The following is a 25323-nucleotide window of genomic DNA, read 5'->3' as shown; positions in this document are numbered from 1 at the left end:
CGAGACACCCGTTCAACTCGAACCGATTGAAAAAGCGTACAGTTTGGTGACGTAACCGGTTCGATAGAACTAACAGCCCAGTCCCGGTGGTACAGGACGAAAATCCACTGTCGGATGGCCTCCACAATGTCTCTACGCGCACTCCGATCCGACGACAACGCGCTCTCCTCGGTCACAATCGTCGCGCTACTGATTCTGGCAACCCTGCTCATCTCCGTCGTCCTCGCGCTGTTCATCCTCGGCGGGTGAGGCGGGACGAGCACTTGCTGGCAGCAGCCGGTACGCTTCCCGCAGCTCCCCGTCCGAGCGTTCAAATACCAACACGCGACCAGGGCCGGGCATGACAGATATCGAGACGCTGGCCGAACGGCTCCGCACGGTCGAACGCGCGGTCACGGACGGAACGACGGAGTTCCCGGAGGTGACGGAACTCGCTGAGTTGGAGAGCCGCGTGGACACCATCGAGCAGCGTATCGACGACATCGACGAGCGGACGGCGGAGATCGAAGCCGCCACGCAGGCCCTCCGCGGCTACGTGGGGAACATCCGCGCAGTCAACGAAGATGTCGAGCAACGCGCCGACGCGGCGCTGGCGGCGACCGACCGACTGGAAGTCCGACTCGACGAGGAACTGGCATCGCCGTCGGCATCTGACCCATCAGCGGCGGGGACCGACCAGTTACGGGCGGAGACAGTACAAGGCCATCCAGGCTTGTCGGATAGCGGCGAGCACAGAGAAACGAACGCCACGACCGAGGAACCGACCGATTTCTCCGCCATCACCGACGGCGGTGATCCCGACGACGAGACCACTGACGCGGGCGTTATCGGACGTATCCGTGCGCTGCTGTGATATACCGGCTGGTTCTCGCCGTCGCGGTCATGACCGCACTTGTCGGTGCAACAGCGCCAGCGCTATCGACGGCCCGAGCAGACGCAGCCAGTGGTGCCATGGAGCGTCAACTGGACGAACTGGGGGCCGAATTGACCACTTTAGTCGAGACTGACGACGCGACGGCGAACGGCGACGCGCGGCGTGCAGTGGAGATACGACTCCCCCCGCGGAGCTACACGAACGCCGGCGTCAGTCGACTGCAGTTCGCCGAGCGGGCCGGTGTTGGCGTCGCGACCTGGACAGTCGAGTCCCGGAAGCGGACCGAGCGGCTGGTCGGTATCCCGATCCGAACGACGGCGTCGACCGACCGGCTCGACGAACCCGGTACACATCGACTCGTGTTCGTCTTGACGCGGTCGGACGGCCAGCGGGTGCTGAGGGTCCATCGGTTTAAGTCCGAAGCCGCGGCGAGGAACGGCCATGCGTGAGTGGCTCTTCGGGTCATCGGCGTCGGACTGCCGCTGTGAAACGGCAATCGAGGGTGAGCGGCTGGTGGTGACGGCGGACCAGTGTCCGGGCAGTGGCGACCTCGCCGCGTCGGCTGACTGCCGGGCGACGGTCGTCGATTCGCTCTCGTCGACCGGTATCGATACCGTCGTCACGGAGCAAGCAGGACAGGAGCGAGTGTATGTCGACCGGGCGGCGGCGGTACTCACCGCGGCTGGCCGGTTCGCGACCAGAGTCGCCTCGCTGGACGACCGCCTCGCAGACCGCGCTCGCCGGGACCCCGTCGCTGCCGCCGCGGAGGCAGTCGGCCGAGCGGGGCCGGTCGCTGACCTGGCGGCGGAGACCGGGTTGGCGGTCGCCACAGAAGGCTTCGATACCAGCGAGCAGGCGCTCACTGCATACACTGGGCCAACGATTAGCGACGCCCGCGTCGGCGCAGCGCCGCCGGCGGCTGCGGCTCTCCGGGACCAGCAAACGCTCCCGACAGAGGCCGTCATTCGGCGATACGACACGCGCAGCGACCACCTGCCGATGTATCATATCGAGCCCCGCGAACAGCGGTTCGACGTGGATACGATGGAGACGCTCGTCGAAGCGTACGAGCGAGTCGCCACCGCTGCCGCCGACGGCGACTGTCACCCGTACGACGCAGCTACCGCGGTGGCCGGCGACAGTACGACGGCAACCGCTGTCGGTGCCGTGCTGGAGAAACACACGGGCGGGCTCGGGATTCTGGAAGATATCTTCGCCGATCAGCGGGTGTCCGACGTGTTCGCGACAGCCCCAGTGAGTGACACCCGGCTCCGAGTGCGTTGTGACAGCGAGACGATGCGGACGAATGTCCGCCTGACGCCGGCGGGCGCGAACACGCTGGCGTCGACGTTCAGACGGTCGAGCGGCCGGGCGTTCTCGCGAGCGAGCCCGACGCTCGATGCGACGGCGACGGTGGCTGACCGACAGATTCGCGTCGCCGGTGTGAGCGAACCGGTCAGTGACGGCCTCGCCTTCGCCTTTCGCGCCCATGACAGCGACGTGTGGCGGCTGGCCGACTTCGTCGACAACGGGACGATGCCGACAGCCGTCGCCGGGCTGCTCTCCGTCGCCGCGGAGCGCGGCGGGGCCTGTCTCGTCGCCGGCCCCCGCGGCGCGGGCAAGACGACGACGCTCGGGGCGTTGCTCTGGGAACTCCCCTACGAGGTCCGGACTATCCTTATCGAGGACACGCCCGAACTTCCGGCGTCGTCCCTGCAGTCCGACGGGCGGGACGTGCAGGCGCTTCGGACCGCCCGCGGAGAGGGGCCGTCGGTCGACGCCTCGGAGGCCCTGCGGACCGCGCTCCGGCTCGGCGAGGGCGCGCTCGCCGTTGGGGAGGTCCGCGGCGAGGAGGCCAGCGTTCTCTACGAGGCGATGCGTGTCGGTGGCGGCGACGGGGCCGTCCTCGGGACGATTCACGGCAACGGCCCCGAAGCGGTTCGGGAACGGCTGGTGTCGGACCTCGGCGTCCCGGTGCAGTCGTTCGCTGCGACGGACCTCGTGGTGACGCTGGCTCCGCCCGCGTCGGAACACGGCCGCGGTATCGCATCTGTCGCGGAGATCGTCTCCCACGACGACGACGTTTCTTTCGAGATGCTCTACGAGCGCGACGGAGCGACGGCGACAGCCACCGGTCGCTTAGAGCGGGGCAGCAGCCGTCTGGTGGAGTCACTCGCCGCACCCGGCGAGTCCTACGCCGAGGTACTCGACGCTGTTGAGGCGCGAACCGAACGATTCGAGGAGTCAGTGGCTGTCGAGACACGCGGGAACGAGCCACCCACAGACGAGGTCCAGCCGTGAGCCACGCCAGCGGTTCAGACGGCGACAACGACAACGCGAGCACAGCACCAGCCGCACCGCCCACAACCACAGTCGGTGCGGCCTCTCCTGGCACTATCGAGGTACCAGACGACTACCGGCGAGCGTGTCGGCTGCTCTCGGTTTCGGCCCCGCCTGAGGCACTACTGACGGCGAGCTACGCCGTTGCGGTGTGTGGCTCCCTGCTCGCACTGGTCGCCGCTGTGACGGTGACCGGACTGCTGGCGACGACTGTCAGCCTCGGACTCCTCGCCCTGTCCCTGAGCGTCGCGGCGCTGGGACGGTACGGCGTGCCGTTCGCCGCCGAAGCAAAGCGGATTCGAGCGCTGGGGACCGCGCCGTCGCTCGTAACGACACTGGTGCTCGGCGCGACGCTGTGGCCCAGCGCCGAGCGGGCGGCGGCGTTCGCCGGACGGGCCGGAAACGGCCTGCTCGCCACACGGCTGCAACACCATCGACAGCGAGCCGCGGGCACGCCACGGAGCGGTCTGGGAACGTTCGCGGCGTCATGGGGTAGCCGGTTCCCAGCGCTCGAACGCGCTGTCGGGCTGGTCGAGAACGCGACGCTGGCCCCGACCGAGGAGCGCCCCGAGGTCCTCGAACGCGCACGGCAATGCATCCTCGACGGGACGCGCGACGAAATGGCGGCCTTCGCGGCCTCACTCCGAGGTCCGGCGACCGGTCTGTACGCGTTCGGTGTCCTCCTGCCGCTGGCGATGGCGTCCTTGCTGCCCGCCGCCGCTGCCGCGGGTGTGCCAGTGACCGCCCCTGTGCTGGTCGGGACCTACGGCGTGGTCTTTCCCGGCGCACTGTTGGTCGCCTGTTGCTGGCTCCTGGGCCGGCGACCGGTCGCGTTCCCGCCAGCGACAATCCCGCGAAGCCACCCGGACGTGCCGGCGTCGGCACTTCCATCGGTCGCGTGCGGCATCGTCGCCGGAATCGGGGGGTGGCACCTTGCCGGCGCGCTCGTCGCTGCGTGGGCGTCGCCTATCGGGGCGCTCGGGACCGGTGCCGGGAGCGCGCTCGTCAGCTACTACCGACCCATCGCTGAGGTCCGCGACCGCGTCACCGACATCGAAGCGGGTCTCCCCGACGCGCTGTCTGCCGTCGGTCGACGGCTGGACCGCGGCCAGTCAGTCGAAGCCGCGCTCGTCGAGGCTGTCGGCGAGGCTCCCGAACCCACCAGCGGCGTCATCGAAGCCGCCGCCGCCCGACAGGAGCACCTCGGAACCAGCGTCGAGGAGGCATTTCTCGGCCCTGGCGGTGCACTCGCTGACGTTCCGAGCCGTCGGGCTCGTCGAGTGGCGACCCTGCTGGATACGGCCGCAACAATCGGGCCACCGGCGGGGGAGTCCGTGACGACGATGGGAGAACATCTGGACGCGCTCCGGGCCATCGAGCGCGAGACGCGTCGCGACCTCTCGCAGATAACCGAAACGCTGTCGAACACCGCCGGGCTGTTCGGGCCGCTGATCGGCGGTGCGACCGTCGCGCTGGCTGGCTCGATGGTCGGCGGCGAGCAGTTCGCCACCGTTCCGAGCGCGGTGCTGGGGCCGGTCGTCGGCTGGTACGTCCTCGTTCTGGCTGTCCTGTTGACGGCGCTGTCGACGGGCCTGCACCGCGGACTCGACCGCGCGCTCGTCGGCTACCGAACCGGTCTGGCGCTCCTGTCGGCCACGGCCACCTTCTTCGTTGCCGTCGTTGCCACCGGGCTGCTGGTCTGAGGTTTTAAATCGGAGAACGCGGCCAGGCCGTTCCATGTTCGAGACGCACGTCGATACGCTGTACCTCTGGGTCGGCCTGGGGACGGTGAGCGTGGCCGTCCTCGGAGTTGTTGTCGGTCTCCCGACGACCGCACCGCCGGACGCGACGGCGACGGCTGCGACTATCGATGAGGTCACAACAAGTCCGCCCGGATCCGTCGCACATCGACGCCTCGCCGCTGCAGAGTGGGCGTTCGACGGTCGCGAAATCAACCTCCGCAACGACGGCGGGACAGCCACGGCACGACTGATCCGAGCGGCTGTCCCGGCGCGGACCGACCGGCTACAGGCAGTGGTGAACGGGGAGCGGCCGAAGGCGGTGTACGATTCACCAGAAGCGTTCAGTCAGGAGGTCCGCAAGGCGCGGAACACGGACACGACGTGGCGACCGGCCCCCGAGCGACTGACGGTCAGGCACGTCGCCTGGGGAGGGACCGATGTCGCCATCGTCGGATAGAGCGACGACGGAGCCGCTGGCCGCGCTCGTCGCTGTCTTCGCCGTCACGCTCGGCGTGGCGCTGTACGCTGGCGTGGTAGACGAAGCGTTCGGAACGCTCGACGACGACCGCAATATCGCCACCCCGACCGCCGATGCTGTGGAACAGCGGCTCTCGTCGGCCGGCGTCGTCCGGCCCGGAAGACTCAACAGCGCGCTCGATACGGTTCCGGCGAACTACCACGGGAACGCGACCATCACGGCGACGACCGGCGAGCGATGGAGCAGTGGCCGGAAGTCACCGAGCAACGCTGACACCGAAACCAGAACGGTGAGCGTGCGGGTCGGGCCGGGAGCAGTCCGCCGGGGAACGCTCACCGTTCGGGTGTGGCGATGACCCGAGCCATGAGCGCCGTCGCCGACGTGACGGTGTTTCTCCTGCTCGTCGGTGCGGCCGCGGGGACTCTCGTGAGCGGCGTGGGAGTCGAGAAGCCGGCGGCGACCACGAACCCCGCGGCCGAGCAAGCGTCGACACTGGCGACGAGCACCGCGAGCGTCGAGTATGATCTGGTCGTCCCTCCGTCAGATCGTCGTACGCCACCCGACAACGCTACGCGGCGGGAGCGGACGAGTCACGGGACCGTCGCGGAACTGCTCGGTGAGGCGGCGATGAGCGGTGTCACCGTGGACGGCGAGCGGGTATCGAGCGCCGGCGCGGACTTCGAGTCCCGAGTCGCTGTGGCGACGCGTGACAGACTCCACAGCCGTGGGCATCGAACGTCCGTCCGCGTCACCTGGGCACCGTATCCCAGTGCGCCAGTCAGCGGCGAGTACCGCGTCGGCGACCGGCCCCCTGACAGCGTGGACGTTCGAGCGGCGACGGTAACAGTCCCGAGCGGGATGGAGAACGTCTCGGAGCCGGCCCGCGAAGCGGCGAAGACAAACGGCTACGATGGCGTGGCGACGGTCGTGGCTCGGAGCGTCGTCGACGGGCTGTTCCCGCCGACACAGTCGCGGTATGCTCTCCGTGGCGACTACCCCTCGGACGTGCTGCTGGCCGCGCGGTACGAGCGTATGGCCGACCTGACGGGGGCGAGCGTTGCCGTTGAGAAGCAATCGACGACAGAAATGAACCGCGACCTGACCGCGGCGCTCGCCGCCCGGCTTCGGACCGATATGCGGTCGCGGTACGACGCGCCAGCGGACGCCGCCCGCGCCGTTCGAGTGAGCCGTGTCCGCGTAACTGTCAGGACGTGGTCCCCGTGAGAGACGACACCCGCGGCCGGATCCCGTTCGCGTTGCTCGGCGTCCTCCTCCTGGTGAGCAGCCTCACGCTGGCCCCGACGTTCGTCACCGAGCCGGCCCCGAGCGAAACAGCCGTCGAGCGGGCGCTGAATCAGGCCACGGCAGAGACGCAGGTCGCCGTGCGGGACGGCGTCTCGACGGCTGGCCGGCAGGCGGCCGCGAACCCGGTCGTCACGCCGGCCGATACGCCCACTGGCCGGGTGCTGAACGGCTCGACGGCGTTCCGGGACTCGCTCAGAATACGCGCCTATCTCCGGGTCGCGGACCGACTGGAGCGCGTCACCGGCCGAAGCGGTGACGTGACCGTGACCGCCAGTTTGCCGACGGTTTCTAACGCCAGCGACCTCCGGGCTGCGAAACGTCGCGTCTCGGTCGAACGCGCCGGGCCAAACGAGACCGCGATGCGGGCGACGGTCGAGAATGTCGTCCTGACGGTTCGGCGCAACGGCGCGGTGGTCTCGACGCGGCGGGTTTCGCCGACCGTCGTCGTCCCGAACCAGGCGCTCATGCTCCATGAGCAGGTATCGACCTACCAGACGCGGCTGAACAACGGTCTGGACAAGCCGGGCCTGAGCCAGCGGATGACAGCGCGTCTGTACCCGATGGCGTGGGCGAGAGGCTACGCCCAGTACGGCGGCGCAGGCATCGAGAACGTCGTCGCGAACCGGCACGTCTCGCTGGCGACGAACGGCGCACTGCTCGGCGTCCAGCGGTCGACCTTCGGCCGGAGCGACCCCGCCGGTCGTCGTGCCTTGACGGAGGCGACAGCGATGACGGGACTCGAAGATATAATTCGGGGAAGCAAGGGAACCGCTGTCTCCAGCGACGTACTCGACCAGACCGAGTACAAACCAGTCAGCGAGACGCCGCCGCGCCCGAAATCCACGGCCAGTCCGAGCCCGGAGGATTCGATGACCATCGGCGTCAACGAGACGGCCGACACCGCGTTCCGGTCCGTCACCGAGCCGTCGGCGCTCAACGAAACGCTCGAAGACGCGTACACCGTCGAGGTAGCGCTGGAAGTCGACGAGCACCGACTGGGCGGGGGGCCGCCGGGGAAGCCGGCCTCGCCGGGCAGCGAGTGGACACTAGTCGCCGACCGGACGACTACCGCTACAGAGGCAGTCGGGAACGCCAGCGGGGGTGTTGCGACGCCGGACGGCTGGCACAGATTGGAGACGTTCAGCCGGACCGTCGAGCGACAGTACACGCGGACCGCCGTCTGGCAGAACGGATCAGTACGTCGGCGCACGACTGCGTCGAGCACCGCACGCTATCGCGTGACCGTCGCCGTCGTCGGCCGCCATCACGGCCGTTCAGTGGCACCGAACCGCTCGATTCGGACCGCACACGACGCCAGCGCAAGCCCGTTGAACGGGTCGAACCTCGCCGACGTGGAGCCGAAGGCGATGGACACGCTCGTCGGCCACGCCGGGGGTCGAGACGAAACTGCCGAGCGAGTCGTCGACGACAGCCTGGGCCGGACGGAGGCGACGGTGACGGCCGACCGACCACCGGAACTGCACGAGTGGGTGTATCGGGACCTGATGGACCGACGGGACTCAGTCCGCAACACGACCGTCACCGTCGAGCGCGGACGTGTGGGGACCTTCGAGACGAATCCCCCGCGGGAACTTCGGGAGCGGGTCGCGCAACGCCGCGCCCGCCTCGCGGCCGTGCCGGACTCCTACGACAGTACGGTCCAGAAGGCCCGCGTCGCGGCCCGGCTGACCTATCTGAATGCAGTGTTGGTGGAGCTAGATAGGCAGGCCTCGGTTCGGGACAGTAACCGGAAGCGAGTCGACGCACAGCTAACGGAACGCACCGAGGGGTCGCTGCGTGCCCTCCGAAAAGGACTAACCGCCCGTGAAACGCGCATTCCACGGTCACGCCCGGCCCCGGTCGGTCCGGCCGGCCCCGTCAGGACACGGGTCGATACGCAGACGCCGTATCTGACGCTGGCCGAGCTAAACGAGAGTCGGTATCGTGCGCTGAACGGGAGCGAGCATCCGCTGGTGGCGCGGAACGCGAACGTGTTCACAGTCCCCTACGGCGACGCCGCCGACGCCGTCGTTGGCGGTGCGTTCGAGGGTGGCGATAGGGTACGCCTCGCAACGGCAGCGAACGCACTCGCAGCCGCGAACGAAACCCTCGAAGACGAGTCGAGCGCCACGCTCGCTTCGGAACGTGATGCGCTCCAGCGGGAGGTGGAAGCGGCCAACGAGGAGATGACGACGACGCTCTGGCTGGCAGTCTCCCAGCACACCGAAGCTGAACAGGACGAGAGCAAGGCCATCGTCACTGAAGCGCTGTCGCCATGGGACACATCGGCGGCCCGAGCGCTGGCGCTGACCAACGGCTCCGCGCAGGAACGGGTCGCCCACGTCGCCGGTGCCCGGCTGAACCTCACGCGGGTCGAACGCGACCGCCTTCGCCTGACGCTGCTCTCGGTCGACACGCCAGCGACCAGACCGACGCTGGGGTCGACGAACGGGACGGCCTCGGCGGTGCGGTCCGTTGCGAAAGACGAACTGCGCAGAGCGCTGGCTGATGCCGGCAAAAAGAAGGCTCAACAAATCGCGACGAAGCGGCTCGGGACGGACAAACTGCCGGCTGGTCTCCCGCTGGCCCCGCCAGTCACCCCCTGGTACGCGACGGCGAACATCTGGTGGGTGACCGTCGAGGGCGAGTACGCCAGGCTCGCCGTCTCTGCGAGTCACGGCCCGCCGAGCGAGCCAGGCGCACGGACCACCTATGCGCGTGACGGGCACAACGTCACGCTCGACGTGGACGGCGATGGAGCGGTCGAGCGACTGGGTACCGCCGACCGCGTCTCGTTCAGAGCCGAGACGGGCGTCGTCGTCGTGGTGCCGCCCAAGCCGCGCGGGGTCGGTGACAAGGGCGGGACCGCCGTGGAGAAATCGAGCGGGTGGCCGGACGCAGGTGCCTGACCCCGGGCCGCATAACCGAAGTGAAATACCCCGGGGCCATACCGACGGCCATGCTCCGAGGCGAGTTTCCTGATGCGGGCGAGCAGTCACCCGATGAGTTACTGGCGGCCTACGGCACCGTGCTGGCCGAGACAGTCGAGACAGTCGGCGTCGAGGAAATCGCCGCCGAGACCGGTCTCGACCGGACGACGGTGACAGCGTTTGCGGACGGCGATATCGGCGACCGAACGCTCGATGAGGCGGTCGCTGTGCTGGCGACCGGACCGAACCGGCCGGACGCCGACGCGCTACAGGCCGAAGCCCAGGACATCCTTCTGATGGGGATGACGACGGCTGTAATGGACGTCGAATCGCTGGCCTCCGGCATCGACGACGAACTGGAGCCGAAAGAGATCCAGCAGAAAATCGAGGGTCGCTACCCGATAACACTGGCCGAGTACGCCCTCCTGCACAGCCACATCGAGGGGGAGAAGCGGTGACGGAGCGCGTCGCCATTCTGGGCTGTGGCTACGTCGGCCTCGAACTCGGACGGCAGTTACAGGACGATCATGAAGTCGTCGGCGTTCGCCGGTCCGCCGGCGGTATCGAAGCTATCGAGGACGCCGGTTTCGAGGCCGTCCGGGCCGACGTGACCGACCCCGAGTCGCTGGCCGCGGTGCCGGACGCCGACTGGCTCGTCTTCGCCGCGAGTTCCGGCGGCCGCGGAGCCGAGGCCGCCCGCGAGGTGTACGTCGAAGGACTCCGGACGGCTATCGACCACTTCTGGTCTCGGGCCGACCCGCCCGAGCGGCTGGTGTACACCTCAAGCACAGGCGTCTACGGCGACCACGACGGCGCGTGGGTCGACGAGGAGACGGCACTGGACCCACAGACCGAGAAGACCGAGGTACTGGCCGAAGCAGAGCGCGTGGCGCGCGAGCGCCCCGTGGAACACGGCGGCCACGGCGCAGTCGCTCGCTTCGCTGGCCTGTACGGCCCGGAGCGCTACCGACTGGAGCGGTACCTGGAGGGACCGGTGACGGCCGGCTACCTGAATATGGTCCACCGGGCCGACGCGACCGGGGCCGTGCGCCACCTGCTGACGGAAGACCACCGTGAGGAGGTCGTCCTGGTCGTCGACGACGAACCCGTCGAGAAGTGGGCGTTCGCCGACTGGCTGGCCGAACAGTGCGACGTCCCGTTCCCGCCGAAACAGACGACAGCGGAACGGCTGGCCGACGACAGCCTCTCAGAGACGGCGAAGCGCCGCATCCAGACGAGCAAGCGGTGTTCGAACGACCGTCTCCGGGAACTGGGCTACGAATTCGAGTACCCGACGTTCCGGGAAGGGTACCGCGACGCCGTCCGAAACTACCGGCAAAATTGACGGTATCGGGGGCGAACTTTATTACTGATAGGCTGGCGAACAGCGTGGTATGACACGCGTTGCCGCCGGCGGACTCCAGATCGACGCCGCCGCGGCGTTCGCTAGCGAGAATCCCCTGCTGGTCGCTGGTGTCGCTGTGGTCCTTCTCGCCCTCCTCGGTGCCGGCATCTGGTTGCGTCGGTATCTCAGCCGAACGCCCGGCGAGCGACTGCGTCGGACGCTGACCGGCTACGACCGGATCGCGGTGTTGATGCACCCGAACCCGGACCCGGACGCGATGGCCTCTGCCCTGGCCGTCAACCAGCTCGTCGCCGGCACTGATACGTCAGCGTCGTTGCTGTACCCCGGGGAGATACGCCGCCCGGAGAACCGGGCCTTCCAGACGGTGCTGGATCTGGATTTCGACCACATCGAGACTGCCGACGACATCGACGGCGAGGCGGTCGTCCTCGTCGACCACAACACGGCACGCGGCTTCCCCGGTGCCGAAGAGATAGAACCGGTCGCCGTCATCGACCACCATCCCGGAAACGGCAGCGGGGACGAGTTCACGGACATCCGGTCCGATTACGGGGCCTGTGCGACCATCTTCGCGAGCTACTTCAATCAGTTGGAGTTCGAGTTCAGCGACACACAGGGGAACGGGGGTATCGATATCGACGCGGCACCGGCAGAAACTGTCCCCTGTGCGCTGGCAACGGGGCTGATGTACGGTATCCAGTCGGACACCCGGTCGCTGACCAACGGGTGTAAGTCCGAGGACTTCGCGGCTGCCGCGTACCTCTACGATGGGATGGATAGCGACCTGCTCAACCGCATCGCGAACCCCCAGGTCGACGCGGAAGTGCTCGACGTGAAATCCCGGGCTATCGGGAAACGAGAGGTGCGAGCGCCCTACGCGTTCAGCGATGTGGGCGAGGTATCGAACACGGACGCGATTCCGCAGGCGGCGGACGAACTGGAGACGTTAGAGGGCGTCTCGGCGGTCGTCGTCGTCGGCGAGAAGGAGGGGACCATGCGCATCGCCGGGCGCTCGCGGGACGACCGCGTCCACATCGGCCGGGCGATAGAGGCCGTCGTCGACGATATCCCAATGGCCGAGGGCGGCGGCCACGCTCGGATGGGCGGCGGCAAGGTCCCGGTCGAGCACATGGCCGGCCTCGGCCCGAGCGACGGCGTCTCCCGGGAAGACTTCCGCGAACGGGTGTTCGATGCCATGAGCGGCGAACTGTAACAGGCGACTCCTGCGCTGTCGCCGACTCCAGTGAATCTCTGTCCTTTTGTCACTGCCCGACCAACACGCGGTATGGCCACACGGGAGGCGACCTGGGCGTACCGGGACGACCACGACGAGTTCGCACGCACGTTCTACCGGCGGTTCGGCGACGGCGTCGTCTCCAGCATCGGTATCGGAACGTACCTCGGCGACCCGACCGACGAGCGGGACGCGAGCTACCATGACGCCATCGTCACGGCGCTCGAATCCGGCATCAACGTCGTCGACACGGCGATAAACTACCGTCACCAGCGTTCCGAGCGGGTCGTCGGCGACGCCGTCGCGGACGCCGAGGTGGACCGCGAGGCTATCGCCGTTGCGACGAAGGGCGGCTTCGTCCCGTTCGACGGAGAGCGCCCGGCGGACCCCGGCGCGTTCGTCCAGTCGGAGTACCTCGACACCGGCATCGTCGACCGCGACGACCTCGTTGCCGGCCAGCACTGCATCGCGCCGGACTACATCGACGACCAGGTCGACCGCTCGCTCACGAATCTGGGGCTGGACACCATCGACCTCTACTACGTCCACAATCCGGAGACGCAACTGAAGTCCAAGTCCCGTGAAGCGGTGTACGACCAGCTAGAGGCGACCTTCGAGCAACTGGAGGAGCGCGCTGCAGCCGGCGACATCGAGCACTACGGTGTCGCGACGTGGGAGGCGTTCCGCGTGGCCGCCGACCACGACAGCTACCTCTCGCTTCCCGAGATCGTCGAGCGCGCACGCGCCGCGGCCGAGACGGTCGGCAACGCGGCGACGCATCTCCGTGCGATTCAACTGCCGTTCAACGTCGCGATGGCCGACGCGTTCACCGTCGAATCCCACGACGGCGCGGAGGGGCCGCAGTCGGCGCTGTGGTTCGCTCACGAGGCCGGGCTGGACGTGTTCACCAGCGCATCAATCATGCAGGGACAGCTAGCCACAGCGGTCCCGGACGAGGTAGCGGCGAAGCTCTCTGGCGAGACGAGCGCACAGCGCGCCATCAACTTCGCACGCAGCGCGCCGGGCGTGACCTGCTCGCTGGTCGGCACGGGCTCGGTCGAGCACGCCGAAGAGAACGTCGATGCCGGTCGGTACGAACCGCTCGGTGCGGACGCGTTCGACGCCGTCTTCGAGTAGCTAGCTGAGTTCCTTCCACTTGCCGTCGCACTCGGGGCAGACGCGCACTTTCCCGACCTCGTCCGGGTCGTTCTCCGTCGCGAGCGGCTCGTCACAACTGGTACACGAGAGCCGTCCGTAGTTGTCCTTCTCGACGTCGCCGGCCCGGAGGGCCTTCCTCACTGAGTCCATACCTGCCAGTGTGCTACCCGCGTGTAAAAACCCCGTGGCGGCGTTCCGGAACGTTGTTCATGGCTTCCGATCTATAACCGGTCGTGTCTCGTCGCCGCGTCTTCGGCTCGCTGTTGGGGATGGTGTTCTGCATCAACCTCGCCAGAGTCGTCTTTGCACCACTTATCGAGCCGATTCGGGCGACGACGGGGGCGTCCGACGCGACGCTCGGACTGCTCGCAACGATGGCCTGGGCCGGGAGCGCCCTCCCTCGGCTGCCCACCGGCGTTCTGCTGACCCGGATATCGCGGGCGAAGGTCATCTTCGGCTCCGGTGTCGTGTTGACGCTCGGGACGACGTTCACCGCGCTCGCGTTCGACCCGACGCTGTTGCTCGTCGGCGCGTTCACCATGGGGCTTGCCAGTGGCGTCTATCTGACCGCGGCGAACACGCTGGTCAGCGAGCTGTACCCGGAGCGGCCCGGCCGCGCGCTCGGACAACACGGCGTCGCTTCCCAACTCGCCGCCGTCGGCGCGCCGGCGCTGATCTCGTTCGTGCTCATCGTCGGGACGTGGCGAACCGCGTTGCAGGGGATAGCGGTCGCCGCGGGACTGGTGACCATCGCGTTCACGCTCATCGCGAGACGCTCGCAACTCCCCGACGCTGGGAGCGAAGACCGCGACCTCCTCGGCGCGGCGCGTGCCCAGTGGCATATCATCGTCACCAGCGTCGCCACCATCGGCGTCGCGGGGATGGTCTGGAACGGGCTGTTCAACTTCTACGTCACCTACGCCACGAGCGTCGGGCTGTCCGCGGGCTCGGGCCGGACGCTGCTGTTGCTCGCGTTCGGCGCCGGCGTACCGGCCTTCTACGTCAGCGGTCGGCTGGCCGACCGCCTCCCGTCGATTCCGTATCTCCTGACGATTCTGGCCGCCTTTACCGGCTGTGTGCTGGTGCTCCCGTCACTGACCGGATTCTGGTCGCTGGCCGCGTTCAGCGTCGTCGTCGGCTACGTCATCCACAGCATCTTCCCGGCGGTGGACGCGTACCTGCTCGGCTCGCTCCCGGACCGCCACCGCGCGAGCGCCTACGCCACCTACGGCGCGGGAATGATGGTGATGCAGGCCCCCGGGAGCGCGCTCGTCGGCCGACTGCTGGACGCCGGCGTCACGTTTCCGACGCTGCTTCGCGGCATGGGAATCGCGTTGCTCGTCGTCCTCGTTGCGATGGTGTCGCTGCACCTCGACGGTCGGCTGCCGAGCGCGGCCCGAGCCTAAAGGCTGAAGCCGCTCGGTGCCGCGTCACCTGTATGGACCTGCCACCGGACGAGCTGGCTGGCGTCGTCGACCTCTTCGGCTCGCTCACCAGAGCGGAACTCGTCGACGCCTGCGGCGAACTCGCCTTCAAGCAGGGCGTCGACGCCGACCCGGACGCGGTCGCGGCGGCCATCGACGACGCTATCGACTCGTATCACCTCGTCGCCGTCGACGACCACGCCGCCGACACCGACGAGACGCTGCTTGTGGTCGGCCCCGTCGCGTTCCCGGCGCTGCCCGACGGCGCTGCCGATCTCCCACACATCATGGATGTGCCGGCCCGCGATCCCGCACGCGACGCCGTCGTCGAGGCCGTCAAGGCCCGCTTTCGAGAGGACGCGGTGATGGCCGTCAAGAACAGCGACGAGGACCGCGTCGAGACACTGCTCGACGTGAGCTACGATATCGAAGCCTGGGAGAGCGTGGAGATGGACGGCCTCCGCGACCGTCTGGACGACGTGTGATTTCGGTACCCGTGTTCTGCACGATTAAATCGGTTAGTTCGCAGGAGTGAGCCACCCGAATTAAGACGCTCGGTCACCTACGGTATGCTATGCAGTTCGACCGGGTCGCGGCCCACGAGCCAGTCGTCGTGGACGACGAGCCACAGGAGGCCGCCGTCATCGCCCCGGTCGTCACGCGACCCGAGGGCGAGGCGATACTGTTCACGAAACGCGCTGACCACCTGTCTGACCACCCCGGTCAGATGTCGTTCCCCGGCGGCGGCCGCGAACCCGAAGACGAGGACCTGCTGCGGACCGCGCTCCGGGAGGCCAACGAGGAGATCGGCCTCGACCCGCTGGCGGTCAACGTCGTCGGCCGGCTGGACGACATCAGGACCATCACGCGCTACTCCGTGCGCCCGTTCGTCGGCCGGATCCCGGACCGCGACTATCTGCCCTCGGACGAGGAAGTCGCGGAGATCGTCACCCTGCCGGTATCGGAGCTGACCGACTTAGACAACTACGAGTCAGAGCACCGCGACCACCCTCACTACGGCGAGATACGGCTCCACTTCTTCTACGTCGACGGCTACACCGTCTGGGGCGCGACGGCGCGGATGCTCGTCCAGTTGCTCGAACTCGCAACCGACTGGCGGATGCCGCCCGAGCCGGACCGCTACATGGAGCCGGACGACGACCTCCCGCCGAGCGTGCGCGACGAAGCAGAGTGACACAGAGTGGGTTGTGGTAGGGCCGAGAGCGACAGGATTTTGCGACCCCGAGACGTTGATCGCGTACTGGATGACCACGCTTACCGGTGCGACACTGGCGGTCGCCGGCATCGACGCGGTGGCGCTCAAGCCGACAGAAGTGGACGTGTCCCGAGCGACGGGCCTCGACATCGAGACGCTCGCAATCGATTACGAGGGGGCGGCTCACGTCCCGGAGACGGACACTATCGAACGACTGGCGTCGACCGCCGACGTACGCGTCACCGCGCCAGTCCGGGCCGACGGCTTCGATCCGCTGGGCGACGACAGCGGGTTCGACGCGCTGCCGGCAGGTGCGGGACACGTACTGGTCGCCGGCCACAGCGCATATCTCTCGGAGGACGAGGCCGAACGGGCCGTCGCACCACGGTTGCGGGCGGCCGTCGACGACGCCAGCGACCCCTGGGTCGGCACCGAGGGCATCGAACGCCTCGCGCTGGCGGTCGGGGGCACGCAGTACGAACTCCTCTCCCGGACGACGGCCCGCGACGTGCGGACGCTCCGGACGGCCGGCTTCGAGGGATCGATTGCCGTCTACGCCCCGCTCGTGCTCTCGAACAGCGAGGACGCGATGCTGGACGCCGTCGGCGACTACGCGGCCCGGCGCGGCCCGGTTCGGAACGCACTGCCCGATGGCGCACCGACGGACAGCCGAGCGACGGGGCGGGCCAGAGACGTACTCAAACAGGCCATCCGCGACTACGCGCTCGTCGGCTCCGTCGAGACAGTCGCCGAGCGAACCGAGCGACTCCACGACATCGGTGTCGACACGATTGTCGGCTATCCGGCGCGTGGACTCGACCCCTTCCTCTCGTAAATGAACGTCGCCGTCGTCGGCGGCGGGGCCGTCGGCCTGTCGACCGCAGCGGCACTGGTTCGCCACGGCGCGTCAGTGACGGTGTTCGAACGCGACGGATTGGGAAGCGGTGCAAGCGGTCGCGCGGCCGGCCTCTGTTACGACGCGTTCGCTGACGACGTAAACGCGGCCGTGGCCGCGGACGCGCTCGCTCGCTACCGCGACCTAAACCTGTTCGAGCCACAGCCCTACGTCTGGGTCGCGCGCGACGAGAGCGACGCCACGGCCGTCCGCGAGCAGATCGCGGGGATGCGGCGAAACGGTGTGGCAGTCGAGGCGCTCACGCCAGCGGAACTCGGCGACCGCTACCCCGCGCTGGACATCAGTGGTATCGAAGTGGCCGGCCTCGCCCGAGATGCTGGCGTACTCGACCCGGACGCGGTGGTGGCGACGCTCGCGGAGCAGGCCCGGGCGGACGGGGCAAATATCGAGACGGGAACCCCAGTCTCCCTCGCGTCGCCGACGACCGTCGAAACGCCGGACGAGACGCGGACGTTCGACGCAGTGATCGTTGCGGCCGGCCCGCAGACGAAGCCACTCGTCGCTGCTGTCGGCGTCTCGCTCGCGTTGAAGGCCTACCGGGCACAGGCGCTCGTAACCGAGCCGGTCGACGCCGCCCTGCCGTCGTTCTACGACGCGACGCAGGAGTTCTACTGGCGGCCGAAAGCCGACGCGCTGCTGGTCGGCGACGGCGCACACGAGGTCGACCCGACGGACTGGGACCCGGAGGCTGACGCCGAGTTCGTCAGCCGGAGCCTCGACCGCGTCGAGCAGGCGGCGGCGCTCAATCCGACGTGCGACCGGGCCTGGGCCGGCCTGTGTACGGCGACGCCGGACGGCGCGCCGCTTGCCGGGCGGGTCGTCGACGGGCTCTGGGTGGCGACCGGCTGGCAGGGCCACGGGCTCATGCGCGCGCCGGCGATGGGCGACTATCTCGCCGCAGACGTTCTCAATCGCCCGAATCCCCTCTCGGAACACCTGCCCAAGCGGGTCGACCCGACGCGTTTCGACGGCTCCGAAGAGTTCGCCGCGCTGGACGACCCGACGCGTGACTGGGACGAGTGAATGCGCTGTGAGAAAGTGTATACGCTCCGATCAGGCGTCGTCGTCTTCGCCCTCGTCGGCTGCTTCGGTCACGTCTTGACCGTCGGCTGGTTCGCCGTCTGCATCCGCTTCGTTGTCCTCGGCCGTCTCGCTGTCGTCGCTTTCGACGCCGACATCCGTTGCCTCGTCCTCGTCGTGGTCGGTCTCGGCCTTCGGGACGCGAACGTGGAGCGTGCCGTTGCTCTTGAGCGTCGCCTGCGCCGTCTCCGGGTCGACAGCGGCGTCGCTCGGAAGAGTGACGCTCCCGTCGAGCGCGAGCCCGCGGCCGGGGTAGCGCATCTCGAAGCCCTCGTAGAAGTCACGGAAGCGGTCGATGCGGACCTCCACGCGGTCGTCGACGTACCGGACCTGGATGTCCGACGCCGTCGTGCCGGGCGCGTCGAAGACGACGAGGTAGGCGTCGTCCGACTCCAGCAGGTCCGAGGCCAGCGGCTTGTTCTCCTGGACCCGGCCGGCGGCTCGACCGATGTTCTCGAAGATCGCGTCGCTGATCGAGGAGCCGATGTCCCGCATCATAGTTCCACTTCGTCGAGGCAGTCCGTCCCGCCACAGTACGGACAGGAGAACGCCGCGAGTTCGACATCGTCCGGCATATCGTACGTGTAGTGCATCTCGAACATGTCGAGTTCGCAGCTGTCGTCCGTGCAGACGACCTCCATAGTGGCTGGCATACTATTCCGTTGGTCCGTCGGGGACAAACCCCTTACGGACGGGGAAGGGGCCACCCCGTTCGTGCCAGTCCCAACATTGATACCGTCACCGGCGTACTCGGGTGTATGAGTGAACGCGTCCTCGGGGCGGATTTCAGCGGCGCAGCGACCGCTGGCGACGCGCTCTGGGTCACCGAGGCGATACCGACGGGAGACGGACTGCAGATTCAGCGGTGCTACCGCGGGACAGACGAGTGGGGTCGGGACCGTGAGACGGCCCACGCTGGCCTCGTCGACCGCATCACCGACGAAGATGTGGGCACTGTTGGGCTAGATTTCCCGTTCAGCCTGCCCCAGGCGCTCCTTGACGCGCAGTGTGGCGGGACCTGGTCGGGCTTCGTCGACTGGCTCGCAAGCGGCAGCGGGCCGACCGACCCGGGGTCGCTCTCAGAGGCGTGCCGGCACACCGGGGAGATGGCGACCGGCAACCGGGACCTGCGCCGGGAGACGGATTTCCGCCGCGGCGCACTGTGTCCCTACACGAATCGGACCCGAAGCATGACCTTCTACGGGGTCCGGGACGTGCTCGGTAAACTGCGAGACGACGACGCGACAGCCGTCGTGCCGATGCAGGGCTGGGACGCCGACACGCTGGTCGCGGAGGTGTACCCCGCCGCGACGTTCGGCTGGCTGGGCTGCTACCGCGAGGGGTACAAGAACGTCGACAACCCACGACAGCGTCGAGAGGCAAACGTCGCGGCGGTCGAAGCCTGTAGCGTCACTGTCGGCGAACATCGCGACACCTACCTCGGGAACCACGACGCGCTGGACTCGTTGGCCGCCGTGGTTTCGGCGGGCCGGCTGGCCGACGGTGCCAGACCGCCCGCCTCGGGTCCCGAAAGTGAAGGCTGTATCTTCGTCTGACGACGCAGTGAAGTCACCGTCTCCGGGTCGAAGCCCGGCATATATCAGTTTCCGGACCAACTAGCGTCTATGCCTGACGACCAGGGCGGCTTCGAGGGCGTCCGCGAGAACGTCGACGGCCACCCGATGGTCAATCTCGTCGGCTACGCTACGCCCTACTGGCTCCGTCTGCTTGTCGGCATTCTGGCGGCGTTCTGTACCCGGTTCGCCCGCCTTGTGCCGCCGATAATCGTCGCCGCGGCCATCGACCGCGTCGTCCTCAGCAGCGGCGAACCGGGGCTGCTGACGGATGCCGGCCTGTTGCCGCCCGGCCAAATCACGGGCGAAGCCGCCCGTATCGCGTTCCTCCAGCGGCTGGTCGCCATCGCGGCTATCGCCTATCTCCTTCGGTCGGCAACCCGATTCGCCTCCAGATATCTCCTCCAGTCGAGCGCCCAGAAGATACAGCGGGACCTCCGGAACGACACCTACGACCACCTGCAACACCTCTCGCTGTCCTTCTTTGCGAACCACCAGACCGGCGGGATGATGTCGATACTCAACAGCGACATCAACCGGCTGGAGTCGTTTCTCAACACGGAGTTCCGCCAGATGATTCGGGTGGTGGCCACCGTCGGTGGTATCGCGGTCATCCTCTACCGGTACTCTCCGAAACTGGCGCTCATCGCGCTCGGCCCGGTGCCACTCATCGGCATCGCCAGCGGCTTCTTCCTCACCTGGATCGAGCCGAAATACCGCTCCATCCGCCAGACAGTGTCCCGGCTCAACACCCGGTTAGAGAACAACCTCAGCGGCGCGCCAGTCATCAAGGCGTTCGACCGCTACGACTTCGAGCGCAAGCGGGTGACCGACCAGAGCCAGGAGTATCACGACCAGAAGGTGGCCGCCCTGCGCATCCGCCGGGCCTTTTTCGCCGGCCTGCGACTGCTTACTGGTATCGCGTTCGTCCTGATTCTGTACGTCGCCGGGATGGACTTCATCACGGCTCCCGAGAGCGAAGCGGCGCTGTCGACCGGGGCGTTTGCCCTGTTCTTCCTGTATATCCGCCGGCTGTACTCGCCGATGCGCCGAATCGGGCGGTCAGCGAACAAGTACCAGCTCGCCAAGTCCAGCGCCGAGCGCGTGTTCGGGCTGCTGGGTCAGGACCCCGAAGTCACCGACCCCGCGGACCCGTACGAACCCGACAGCATCGACGGGTCGGTCGCGTTCGACGACGTGACCTTCGGCTACGGCGACGAACCGCCGGTCGTCCGCGACGTGTCGCTGGACGTGCCCGACGGCGCGACCATCGGGCTGGCCGGTGCGACCGGCGCCGGCAAATCCACGCTGCTGAAATTAGTGCCGCGGTTCCACGACGTGGATGCTGGCGCGGTGAGCGTCGACGGCGTCGACGTACGCGAGTACGGCCTCCAGAGCCTCAGGGGCGAAATCGCCATCGTCGAACAACAGCCGTACCTGTTCTCGGGGACGGTCGCCGAGAACATCGCCTACGGCGACCGCGAGGTACTCGACGCCGAACAGTCGGACGAGGAGACCGAAGGGGTCGGCTGGGAGACCGCACGCGACCGCGTCCGCGACGCGGCGAAGGCCGCACAGGCCCACGAATTCATTCAAGACTTGCCGGATGGGTACGACACGCAGATCGGCGAGCGGGGCATCAAACTCTCGGGCGGCCAGCGCCAGCGGGTCGCCATCGCCCGCGCTCTGCTGAACGACCCCGAAATCATCATCTTCGACGAGGCGACCAGCGACGTGGACACGGAGACGGAAGACCGGATTCAGGAAAGCATCGAGCAACTGGTCGCGGACCGCACCGCCTTCGTCATCGCCCACCGCCTCTCAACGATTCAGGACGCGGACCGCATCGTCGTGATGGACGACGGGGAAATCGTCGAACGGGGTACTCACAATGACCTGCTCGCGGCCGACGGCGATTACGCCGATCTCTGGCACGCCCAGGCCGACGACCGAACGGTCAGCGCCGACGACTGAGACTGCGTCTGTCCGACCGCCGCCGGTACTGGGTCAGCAGCGTCGAAATGACCTAGTACCGTCGAGATCCCGTTGAGTAGCCCGTTCAGCCCGGTCCACACCAACCAGCGTGACCCGCTGGAGGGACGCATACTAAGTGCACATTAGTCCCGCTTTGCGTCTGTGCCATTGGTGCTTGACAACAATACCCCTGAAAGAGATACTTTGCCATATGCGCTGCAGAGATATTATCGCTCTTTTTAATACATATGAGTTATTAGGTCGGTGTAAGCGTGACATCACTCACTCTCGAACCGCTGACGTACGAGGACATCCCGTCAGAGCGCCGTCCGGGGGTCCTTCAGGCGTTGGTCCCCGTACTCGGTGTCGTCCTGTTCCTCGGCATCGGGTCCGGGTATCTGAAGCTGGCCCCACACGGGCCGCTGCTCTGGAGTATCGTGCTGACTGGCGCAGTCGGGAAATACTGGCTCGGCTACTCGTGGGACGACCTCTACGAGGGGCTCGCGGACAGTCTGCTGATGGGGCTGCAGGCCATTCTCATTCTGTTCGTTATCTACGGGCTCATCGCGACGTGGGTTAGCGCGGGCACCATTCCCGGGCTGATGTACTACGGGCTCTCGATACTGACACCGGACGTGTTCCTGCCGGTGACAGCGCTGCTCGCGATGGTCGTCGCCTTCTCCATCGGGTCGTCATGGACGACAGCCGGCACCCTCGGCGTGGCCTTCATCGGCATCGGCTCCGGCCTCGGTGTACCCACGCCGATGACCGCTGGTGCCATCCTCTCGGGTGCCTACGCGGGCGACAAGCAGTCACCCCTCTCGGATACGACGAACCTCGCGGCCGCCGTGACGAACACTGACCTCTACGACCACATCCGGGCGATGCGCAACGGGACCGTGCTGGCGTTTGGCCTCTCGGTCCTGCTCTACGCTGCGCTGGGACTGCGTACCGTCGGTGAAATCCCGACCGGGCGCGTCGCCGAGATACAGGGCGCACTCGCTGGCAGCTACGACCTCTCGATGCTGGTACTTATCCCGCTCGTTGTCACCTTCGGACTGGCGCTGTACGGAATCCCAGCGCTCCCGACGCTAGTCGCCGGTGTCTTCGCCGGAACCTTCACGACCATCTTCGTTCAGGGTCGGTCGTTCACTGCCGCCTGGACCGTCTTTCTCGACGGGACGGCCCCTGAAACGGGGATGGACCTCGTGAACGACCTGCTGGCAAGCGGTGGTATCTCGGGGTCGGCCTGGACGATTGCTGTCGTCGTTGCGGCCCTTAGTCTCGGTGGACTCCTCGAACGGACCGGCGTCCTCGCCGTGCTCGCACACCACCTTGCGACCGCTGTCCGCGGCCCGCGCAGCCTTGTCGTCGGGACCGGCGTTTCGGCCATCTTCGTCAACGCCTTTTCGGCCCAGCAGTACATGAGCATCGTCGTCCCCGGGCTCACGCTCCGGAATCTCTACGACGAGTACGGTCTGGCCAGCGACGACCTCTCACAGGCTATCGAATCCGCCGGAACCCCGACCGGCGCGCTCTTCCCGTGGCACGCCGGTGCCGTCTATATGTCTGCGGTCTTTGGGGTCGGAACGCTTGCCTACGCCCCGTACTACTTCTTCGCGTTCCTCTCGCCGCTGATCCTGTTTGCGACAACGCTGTTCGGCGGACGGTATGACGGGTCCCAACAAGCTGATTCGGCTCCGTCGTCTGCTGTCGCCGACGACTGAGTGTGTGGACCGGTGCCGACTTGTCGCTCAGGCATCACGCCCATTAGGCACCCACTCGTGTGTCAGATATGGACACGGAGCCGGCAGCACTGGGCCGTATTCGAACCGTCGCTCACATCCTTGACGAGAGCGTCCGCGTACCCGGCACAACGCTCCGTGTCGGTCTCGACCCGATAATCGGCCTGCTCCCGGTCGCGGGCGACGTCGCCACTGCGGTGTGCTCGCTGTACATCGTCGCAGAGGCGATTCGACTCGGCGTCCCGAAACGGACGCTGCTCCGACTGCTCGCAAACATCGCGGTGGAGATGCTGTTCGGAAGCGTCCCCGTCGTCGGTGACCTCTTCGACGCCTACTGGAAGACCAACGTCAAGAACGCCGAACTGGTCGCCGCCGCGGTTTCGGAGTGAGACGCAACGGCGTCGTGGATTCGGACCTGATACCGGCTCTGGGACCCCATAAAACGTTTATACGTAGGTTTTGACGCCCTACGAAATGGTCTCCAGACGTACCCTCCTTCGAGCGGTTGGCGTCTCACTCCCCGCTGGACTGGCCGGTTGTAATGTACTCACCGACAGCGGCGCTGATGAGGCAGCCACCCCGACACGGACGGCAACACCCACGGCGACGTTGCCCCCACCGACGGATAGTGAGCCGGCGACGTCCACACCCTCTGAGACGCGCACGGAGACCGCGACAGCCATTTCGAGTCCGACCGAGACAGCCTCACCAGCGGTGGCGGAGGAGGCTGGAACGCCTGTGTTCACCCCCACTCCGAACGGGACCGTCGACGAGTTCGGCCGGGCCGTGGCACTGTCGGCGGACGCCGCAGTCGTTCTCGCCGAAAGCGACGGGGCCTACGTGTTCGAGGCCGACGGCGGCTGGCGCCCGACGACTGTATTGACTCCTGTCGAGGAGGAGCACTTCGGCGGCTACAACATCTCGGCCGCGATGGTCGGTGAGGAAGCGATTCTCGGTGGCCCCGGTGCTGGCTCCGAAGGGGGCGCAGTCTACCTCTTTGCGCGGGACGACGGCCAGTGGCGACAGCGGCATCAGTTTGTCCCTAACGAAGACAGAGATGAGTTCGGCCGGTCAGTCGCGTTCGACGGCGAACGGGTTGTCGTCGGCGACAACAACGATCCGACGACGATGCGGTCGTGGAGCGGCAGCGCGTACGTGTTCGGGCGCGACGGAACGGACTGGACACAGGAGGCCGCGCTCGGAAGCGACGCCGAGAACCTCTTCGGGACCGCCGTCACGGTTGCTGGCGACACTGTGCTGGTCGGTGCGCCCTACGCCGAGCAGGACGGCCAGGAGACAGGCGCGGTGTTCGTCTACGAGCGGGCGGACGGTGAGTGGACACAACAGACGCTGCTCACACCCGACGACTCGGTGGCTGATAGCCTGTTCGGACAGTCGGTCGCGCTCGACGGCGGTACGGCAGTTGTCGGCGCTCCTGGCGACGGGGGCGGCAGTGCGTACGTGTTCGAGCAAACCGAAACCGAGTGGACGCGCCGCGCCCGGCTCACCGCCACGGATGCCGGTTCGGGAGACGACGTCGGTTGGTCGGTGGCGTACACTGGCGGGGTGGCGGTCCTCGGGGCACCCAAGGCAGGTGCGTCCGGCCACGCCTACGTGTTCAGGGCGGCCGACGACTGGACCGAGACGCGACGGCTGGTCCCGAAAAACCCCAAACAGGACGCCGAGTTCGGCTTTGCAGTCGCGCTCCATGGCACGACCGCGCTCGTTGGCTCTCCCGCCTTTGATGGGCCGAGTCCCGCCTACCTCTTCGAACTGTAGTATTGACACCGCTACGAAGAGCTACAGCGAACGTGTGCGTGCTGTTCTATGGTTCCTGTTCGTCCGGAAACTGGAGAGAGGCAGAAACCGCCATCCAGCTTGAGCAGTCCACCCGGCTGTCGGTGGACACTAAGAGGAAACCAAGGCTGTCCGGAGCGTTCTGACGTTCACATAATCGCTCACCGGAA

Annotated in this window: 26 protein-coding genes; 23 read left to right on the top strand and 3 right to left on the bottom strand. The window is 67.3% G+C overall.

Translation table 11 applies throughout. The features are described from left to right. Positions 1-126 precede the first annotated feature (126 nt). The 13 genes from C442_RS22940 to C442_RS16365 all read left to right on the top strand — a co-directional run bounded on the left by C442_RS22940 (position 127) and on the right by C442_RS16365 (position 13406). Complete coding sequence (locus tag C442_RS22940) at positions 127-249, top strand: hypothetical protein (RefSeq protein ID WP_275039414.1); 123 nt, start codon at positions 127-129, stop codon at positions 247-249. 91 nt (positions 250-340) lie between these two features. Continuing rightward, positions 341-853, top strand: coding sequence for a DUF7310 family coiled-coil domain-containing protein (locus C442_RS16420; protein ID WP_008312426.1), 513 nt, complete (start codon positions 341-343; stop codon positions 851-853). Continuing rightward, positions 850-1323 (top strand): DUF7311 family protein, encoded by a 474-nt coding sequence (locus tag C442_RS16415; RefSeq protein WP_008312424.1) that lies wholly within the window; start codon positions 850-852, stop codon positions 1321-1323. Before C442_RS16420 ends, C442_RS16415 begins: the two co-directional genes overlap by 4 nt. Beyond that, positions 1316-3175, top strand: a complete 1860-nt coding sequence (locus C442_RS16410; protein ID WP_008312422.1) for an ATPase, T2SS/T4P/T4SS family — start codon at positions 1316-1318, stop codon at positions 3173-3175. Before C442_RS16415 ends, C442_RS16410 begins: the two co-directional genes overlap by 8 nt. Then, the gene (locus tag C442_RS16405) at positions 3172-4917 is read left to right on the top strand and encodes a type II secretion system F family protein (protein WP_008312419.1); all 1746 of its coding nucleotides are present in this window, start codon (positions 3172-3174) and stop codon (positions 4915-4917) included. Before C442_RS16410 ends, C442_RS16405 begins: the two co-directional genes overlap by 4 nt. Before the next feature lie 34 nt (positions 4918-4951). Continuing rightward, positions 4952-5413, top strand: a complete 462-nt coding sequence (locus tag C442_RS16400) for a DUF7283 family protein (RefSeq protein WP_008312417.1) — start codon at positions 4952-4954, stop codon at positions 5411-5413. Then, the gene (locus C442_RS16395) at positions 5394-5789 is read left to right on the top strand and encodes a DUF7285 family protein (RefSeq protein ID WP_008312415.1); all 396 of its coding nucleotides are present in this window, start codon (positions 5394-5396) and stop codon (positions 5787-5789) included. The genes C442_RS16400 and C442_RS16395 overlap by 20 nt, the downstream gene beginning before the upstream one ends. Next, positions 5786-6658 (top strand): DUF7284 family protein, encoded by an 873-nt coding sequence (locus C442_RS16390; RefSeq protein WP_193363418.1) that lies wholly within the window; start codon positions 5786-5788, stop codon positions 6656-6658. Before C442_RS16395 ends, C442_RS16390 begins: the two co-directional genes overlap by 4 nt. After that, positions 6646-9648, top strand: coding sequence for a DUF7286 family protein (locus C442_RS16385; protein WP_008312411.1), 3003 nt, complete (start codon positions 6646-6648; stop codon positions 9646-9648). The genes C442_RS16390 and C442_RS16385 overlap by 13 nt, the downstream gene beginning before the upstream one ends. A gap of 50 nt (positions 9649-9698) precedes the next feature. Further along, positions 9699-10127 (top strand): DUF5791 family protein, encoded by a 429-nt coding sequence (locus C442_RS16380; protein WP_008312409.1) that lies wholly within the window; start codon positions 9699-9701, stop codon positions 10125-10127. Next, positions 10124-11014: an SDR family oxidoreductase gene (locus C442_RS16375; protein ID WP_008312407.1), complete on the top strand. Its 891-nt coding sequence runs from the start codon at positions 10124-10126 to the stop codon at positions 11012-11014. Before C442_RS16380 ends, C442_RS16375 begins: the two co-directional genes overlap by 4 nt. A 49-nt stretch (positions 11015-11063) precedes the next feature. Then, positions 11064-12248 (top strand): DHH family phosphoesterase, encoded by a 1185-nt coding sequence (locus C442_RS16370; protein ID WP_008312405.1) that lies wholly within the window; start codon positions 11064-11066, stop codon positions 12246-12248. Between the two features lie 72 nt (positions 12249-12320). Beyond that, positions 12321-13406: an aldo/keto reductase gene (locus C442_RS16365; protein WP_008312403.1), complete on the top strand. Its 1086-nt coding sequence runs from the start codon at positions 12321-12323 to the stop codon at positions 13404-13406. Here the strand turns inward: C442_RS16365 and C442_RS22285 are convergent, their stop codons facing one another. After that, positions 13407-13577 carry an HVO_0758 family zinc finger protein gene (locus C442_RS22285; protein ID WP_004517187.1) on the bottom strand — a complete coding sequence of 57 codons (171 nt, stop codon included), beginning with the start codon at positions 13575-13577 and terminating at the stop codon, positions 13407-13409. Between the two features lie 119 nt (positions 13578-13696). Here C442_RS22285 and C442_RS16360 point away from each other — a divergent pair, with 119 nt between their 5' ends. The 5 genes from C442_RS16360 (at position 13697) to C442_RS16340 (ending at position 18006) form a co-directional block, all read left to right on the top strand. Next, a complete protein-coding gene (locus tag C442_RS16360; protein WP_008312400.1) occupies positions 13697-14833 on the top strand; it encodes an MFS transporter in 1137 nt (378 codons plus the stop codon). Between the two features lie 32 nt (positions 14834-14865). Further along, positions 14866-15336 carry a DUF7109 family protein gene (locus tag C442_RS16355; RefSeq protein ID WP_008312398.1) on the top strand — a complete coding sequence of 157 codons (471 nt, stop codon included), beginning with the start codon at positions 14866-14868 and terminating at the stop codon, positions 15334-15336. Positions 15337-15425: 89 nt separating this feature from the next. Continuing rightward, on the top strand, positions 15426-16046 hold the full coding sequence (locus tag C442_RS16350; RefSeq protein ID WP_008312395.1) for an NUDIX hydrolase: 621 nt from the start codon (positions 15426-15428) through the stop codon (positions 16044-16046). A 70-nt stretch (positions 16047-16116) separates the two neighbouring features. Beyond that, a complete protein-coding gene (locus C442_RS16345) occupies positions 16117-16902 on the top strand; it encodes a DUF7388 family protein (RefSeq protein ID WP_049943065.1) in 786 nt (261 codons plus the stop codon). Next, positions 16903-18006, top strand: coding sequence for an NAD(P)/FAD-dependent oxidoreductase (locus C442_RS16340; RefSeq protein ID WP_008312391.1), 1104 nt, complete (start codon positions 16903-16905; stop codon positions 18004-18006). Between the two features lie 30 nt (positions 18007-18036). Here the strand turns inward: C442_RS16340 and C442_RS16335 are convergent, their stop codons facing one another. Then, complete coding sequence (locus tag C442_RS16335) at positions 18037-18561, bottom strand: Hsp20/alpha crystallin family protein (protein WP_008312389.1); 525 nt, start codon at positions 18559-18561, stop codon at positions 18037-18039. Beyond that, a complete protein-coding gene (locus C442_RS22280) occupies positions 18558-18716 on the bottom strand; it encodes a DUF7559 family protein (protein ID WP_004517194.1) in 159 nt (52 codons plus the stop codon). The genes C442_RS16335 and C442_RS22280 overlap by 4 nt, the downstream gene beginning before the upstream one ends. A 105-nt stretch (positions 18717-18821) precedes the next feature. On the opposite strand from C442_RS22280, the gene C442_RS16330 reads away from it, so the two are divergent. The 5 genes from C442_RS16330 (at position 18822) to C442_RS16310 (ending at position 25135) form a co-directional block, all read left to right on the top strand. After that, the gene (locus tag C442_RS16330) at positions 18822-19619 is read left to right on the top strand and encodes a DUF429 domain-containing protein (protein WP_008312388.1); all 798 of its coding nucleotides are present in this window, start codon (positions 18822-18824) and stop codon (positions 19617-19619) included. 69 nt (positions 19620-19688) lie between these two features. Further along, complete coding sequence (locus C442_RS16325) at positions 19689-21611, top strand: ABC transporter ATP-binding protein (RefSeq protein WP_008312387.1); 1923 nt, start codon at positions 19689-19691, stop codon at positions 21609-21611. A gap of 272 nt (positions 21612-21883) precedes the next feature. Beyond that, positions 21884-23338 carry an arginine/ornithine antiporter ArcD gene (arcD, locus tag C442_RS16320; protein WP_008312386.1) on the top strand — a complete coding sequence of 485 codons (1455 nt, stop codon included), beginning with the start codon at positions 21884-21886 and terminating at the stop codon, positions 23336-23338. Positions 23339-23406: 68 nt separating this feature from the next. Next, positions 23407-23745, top strand: coding sequence for a DUF4112 domain-containing protein (locus C442_RS16315; RefSeq protein WP_008312385.1), 339 nt, complete (start codon positions 23407-23409; stop codon positions 23743-23745). Positions 23746-23830: 85 nt separating this feature from the next. Beyond that, positions 23831-25135, top strand: coding sequence for a hypothetical protein (locus C442_RS16310; RefSeq protein WP_049943063.1), 1305 nt, complete (start codon positions 23831-23833; stop codon positions 25133-25135). The last annotated feature ends 188 nt before the right edge of the window (positions 25136-25323 follow it).

The organism is Haloarcula amylolytica JCM 13557 (assembly GCF_000336615.1).
Lineage (GTDB): Archaea > Halobacteriota > Halobacteria > Halobacteriales > Haloarculaceae > Haloarcula > Haloarcula amylolytica.
This window is presented reverse-complemented; position numbering and strand designations above follow the sequence as displayed.

Excerpts from the sequence above, each read along its gene's own strand:
- C442_RS22940 (WP_275039414.1), top strand. The coding sequence starts at position 127 with ATGTCTCTACGCGCACTCCGATCCGACGACAACGCGCTCTCCTCGGTC.
- C442_RS16420 (WP_008312426.1), top strand. The coding sequence starts at position 341 with ATGACAGATATCGAGACGCTGGCCGAACGGCTCCGCACGGTCGAACGC.
- C442_RS16410 (WP_008312422.1), top strand. The coding sequence starts at position 1,316 with ATGCGTGAGTGGCTCTTCGGGTCATCGGCGTCGGACTGCCGCTGTGAA.
- C442_RS16400 (WP_008312417.1), top strand. The coding sequence starts at position 4,952 with ATGTTCGAGACGCACGTCGATACGCTGTACCTCTGGGTCGGCCTGGGG.
- C442_RS16395 (WP_008312415.1), top strand. The coding sequence starts at position 5,394 with ATGTCGCCATCGTCGGATAGAGCGACGACGGAGCCGCTGGCCGCGCTC.
- C442_RS16390 (WP_193363418.1), top strand. The coding sequence starts at position 5,786 with ATGACCCGAGCCATGAGCGCCGTCGCCGACGTGACGGTGTTTCTCCTG.
- C442_RS16380 (WP_008312409.1), top strand. The coding sequence starts at position 9,699 with ATGCTCCGAGGCGAGTTTCCTGATGCGGGCGAGCAGTCACCCGATGAG.
- C442_RS16370 (WP_008312405.1), top strand. The coding sequence starts at position 11,064 with ATGACACGCGTTGCCGCCGGCGGACTCCAGATCGACGCCGCCGCGGCG.
- C442_RS16365 (WP_008312403.1), top strand. The coding sequence starts at position 12,321 with ATGGCCACACGGGAGGCGACCTGGGCGTACCGGGACGACCACGACGAG.
- C442_RS22285 (WP_004517187.1), bottom strand. The coding sequence starts at position 13,577 with ATGGACTCAGTGAGGAAGGCCCTCCGGGCCGGCGACGTCGAGAAGGAC.
- C442_RS16360 (WP_008312400.1), top strand. The coding sequence starts at position 13,697 with ATGGTGTTCTGCATCAACCTCGCCAGAGTCGTCTTTGCACCACTTATC.
- C442_RS16355 (WP_008312398.1), top strand. The coding sequence starts at position 14,866 with ATGGACCTGCCACCGGACGAGCTGGCTGGCGTCGTCGACCTCTTCGGC.
- C442_RS16350 (WP_008312395.1), top strand. The coding sequence starts at position 15,426 with ATGCAGTTCGACCGGGTCGCGGCCCACGAGCCAGTCGTCGTGGACGAC.
- C442_RS16345 (WP_049943065.1), top strand. The coding sequence starts at position 16,117 with ATGACCACGCTTACCGGTGCGACACTGGCGGTCGCCGGCATCGACGCG.
- C442_RS16340 (WP_008312391.1), top strand. The coding sequence starts at position 16,903 with ATGAACGTCGCCGTCGTCGGCGGCGGGGCCGTCGGCCTGTCGACCGCA.
- C442_RS16335 (WP_008312389.1), bottom strand. The coding sequence starts at position 18,561 with ATGATGCGGGACATCGGCTCCTCGATCAGCGACGCGATCTTCGAGAAC.
- C442_RS22280 (WP_004517194.1), bottom strand. The coding sequence starts at position 18,716 with ATGCCAGCCACTATGGAGGTCGTCTGCACGGACGACAGCTGCGAACTC.
- C442_RS16330 (WP_008312388.1), top strand. The coding sequence starts at position 18,822 with ATGAGTGAACGCGTCCTCGGGGCGGATTTCAGCGGCGCAGCGACCGCT.
- C442_RS16325 (WP_008312387.1), top strand. The coding sequence starts at position 19,689 with ATGCCTGACGACCAGGGCGGCTTCGAGGGCGTCCGCGAGAACGTCGAC.
- C442_RS16315 (WP_008312385.1), top strand. The coding sequence starts at position 23,407 with ATGGACACGGAGCCGGCAGCACTGGGCCGTATTCGAACCGTCGCTCAC.
- C442_RS16310 (WP_049943063.1), top strand. The coding sequence starts at position 23,831 with ATGGTCTCCAGACGTACCCTCCTTCGAGCGGTTGGCGTCTCACTCCCC.